The organism is Winogradskyella poriferorum, from assembly GCF_050618035.1.
Taxonomy (GTDB): Bacteria; Bacteroidota; Bacteroidia; order Flavobacteriales; family Flavobacteriaceae; genus Winogradskyella; species Winogradskyella poriferorum_A.
Genome location: NZ_JBODPY010000217.1, coordinates 1 through 223, shown reverse-complemented (window position 1 = coordinate 223; position 223 = coordinate 1). Strand labels below are relative to the sequence as shown.

General features: G+C 36.8%; 1 protein-coding gene. It reads right to left on the bottom strand.

All coding sequences use genetic code 11. The features are described from left to right. The coding region (locus tag ACRHOC_RS15530; RefSeq protein WP_431159484.1) for a hypothetical protein at positions 1–223 on the bottom strand (223 nt) is incomplete at both ends.

Here is a 223-nt window from a genome sequence, read left to right as displayed (position 1 = left end):
TCGTCTGTTACCGCTCTGTTTAAATGTGTAATATGAGGTTTTAAAACATTGTCAATAGCTTTAATAACGCCTTCCCATGTTACCTCTTCTTCAATATCGCGATATATTCTATTTTCTATGAAGATACGCGCAAGAGAAGCAAAATGCCATTGCTCTTCAAATTCACCTAGCTTTATTTCCAGTCCTTGTTTTAAAAGCTGGACCGTATTATCGGTTGATCGAC